The sequence below is a fragment of the Mesorhizobium sp. M2E.F.Ca.ET.219.01.1.1 genome (genome assembly GCF_004016445.2).
In the GTDB taxonomy this organism is placed as follows: domain Bacteria; phylum Pseudomonadota; class Alphaproteobacteria; order Rhizobiales; family Rhizobiaceae; genus Mesorhizobium.
Window position 1 is genome coordinate 1 of the sequence record NZ_SADT02000244.1, and the last position, 290, is coordinate 290.

Below are 290 nucleotides of genomic sequence, written 5' to 3' on the forward strand. Positions count from 1 at the left end.
GAAACCCCTGTCATATGCCAGGCGCGGCGCGCGCTGGCTGATGGCGGCCGGTATCGCGGTCGCCATGATGCCGGCACTGCCGGCCTTCGCCGAGGACCCCATCCCGGCCAAGATCGTCGAGGCCGCAGGCCCGGAACCCAGGCTTGAGCTCGACAATCCCCGTGTCGTCAATCCCGAGCCGGGGCGCATCGTGCCGTTCTTCACCAAGAAGGGCGGCCAGAGAAGTTGCGACTATGCCTTCTACACGCTGACGTTCGGCCTGCGCGGCAATGCGCAAGCCTTTGCCAATC

At 66.2% G+C, this 290-nt stretch carries 1 protein-coding gene; it reads left to right on the forward strand.

Features of this window, described 5'->3' with window-relative positions:
* A partial coding sequence (locus tag EN862_RS35690; RefSeq protein WP_135913344.1) for a hypothetical protein occupies nt 1-290 on the forward strand: 290 nt, incomplete at both ends.